This window comes from uncultured Paracoccus sp., assembly GCF_947487305.1.
Lineage (GTDB): Bacteria > Pseudomonadota > Alphaproteobacteria > Rhodobacterales > Rhodobacteraceae > Paracoccus.
This window is the reverse complement of sequence record NZ_CANKWH010000064.1, coordinates 1-1,421: the sequence shown is the minus strand read 5'-3', so window position 1 is coordinate 1,421 and position 1,421 is coordinate 1. Positions and strand designations below refer to the sequence as shown.

Sequence of the window (1,421 nt, the reverse complement as noted above, 5' to 3'; positions counted from 1 at the left end):
GGAAAGGTTCACATGGCTCAATTCTCAGTGGAAATTACCCGCCTATCCGGCTCACTTCTGGGTGGAAATCAACAGGCGGTTCTTGAATCACTGCAATCCTGGTCATGGTCTCACTCCGATATGTCCGGCGCTGAATTGCGCCTCGGAGAGGAGTGTGCCCTTGGCGCAGGGCCGCGGCCCAGTGCAGGAACTGGAGCGTACCCAATACAGATTGTGGACTGGACGGCGTCCCTGCGCCCGTCGCATGCTGAGACAGGAGGTTTTCGCCGTGCCCTTAAACAAGACCGCGCTCTTCTGCCCGATGTTGATGGCCAGCAAGGTGCTGGAGCCGCGCTGGACGATGGCGATCCTGACGGAGATGTGGTGCGGCTCGACCCGCTTCAACGACATCCGTCGGGGTGTGCCGGGGATTTCGCCCACGCTGCTCAGCAAGCGGCTGAAGGAACTCGCGACGCACGGGCTCATCGAGAGGGTCGAGGACCCTGCGACCGGCATGGTCGACTACCTGAGGACCGAAGCGGCCAAAGACCTCGAACCGATCCTCGATGCCTTGGGCAAGTGGGCCTATCGCCATACCGATGCCGAAGACCAGTTGTGCTGGCTCGATCCGAAATACTTCATGTGGAATGTGCGCCGCGCCATCGATACCGATGCGTTGCCCCAGCGGCAGGTGGTGCTGAAATTCAGCTATCCGGGTCTGGACGTACCGCCACGAGATTTCTGGATCATCGCACGTCCGGGCGGGCGCACGGATGTCTGTTTCATCGACCCCGGCTTTGACGTGGATCTCTTCATCACCGCCGAACTTCGCTCGCTCGTCGCGGTTTATTTCGGCCGAGCGCGGCTGGGCGACGAACTGCAGGCGGGGCGGATCACGCTCATCGGCTCAGTCGCACTGGAGCGCAGCATCACCGACTGGTTCGTGCTCAGTTCCTATGCCGGATTGGACCAGAAACTGCAGATAGACGCGATGGCCAGGTTCGGAGCTATTTGAGATCGTTTCCCATCGTCGACTGACTGATCACTCTTTCCCGCGTGTCGCTGCGGTAGAGCACCAAAGTCGCGTTCCCAAAAGGTGGATTGCAGCGGATGAGAGGGGTGAACGAAAGGTCGAGGCCGTCCTGGTCACCGGTTTAGGTGCGACGACCGCGAAAGAAGTTTGTGAAACTTTGGGCCGCGTGGGGCTCTCTTCCGCCATAAGATCGGTCGCAGCATTTCAACTCGATGGGCGAAACATCACCGGTAAGGACGGCCCAATCCTGCCCTTCGCGATTTCGGGATGCCGCAATGTTGCTTTCACCGAACCGGCCGTTCGACCGCTGGTGCAGCATTTTCGTGAGGCGGGCGAGATATGCTCGAAAGTTGGTGACGCTTGATCAGGCGGCAGCTTGAATGTGGCGGACGCCGTCGCGGAACTCAAC

2 protein-coding genes are annotated in these 1,421 nt (G+C 59.9%); one reads left to right on the top strand and one right to left on the bottom strand.

Annotated elements, in window-relative coordinates; translation table 11 throughout:
* A partial coding sequence (locus Q1A36_RS21250) for a helix-turn-helix domain-containing protein (protein WP_299848160.1) occupies nucleotides 1-994 on the top strand: 994 nt, incomplete at its 5' end.
* 222 nt (nucleotides 995-1,216) lie between these two features.
* Here Q1A36_RS21250 and Q1A36_RS21245 read toward each other — a convergent pair.
* Nucleotides 1,217-1,421 (bottom strand): hypothetical protein (locus Q1A36_RS21245; RefSeq protein WP_299848158.1); only part of this gene is annotated, 205 nt, incomplete at its 5' end.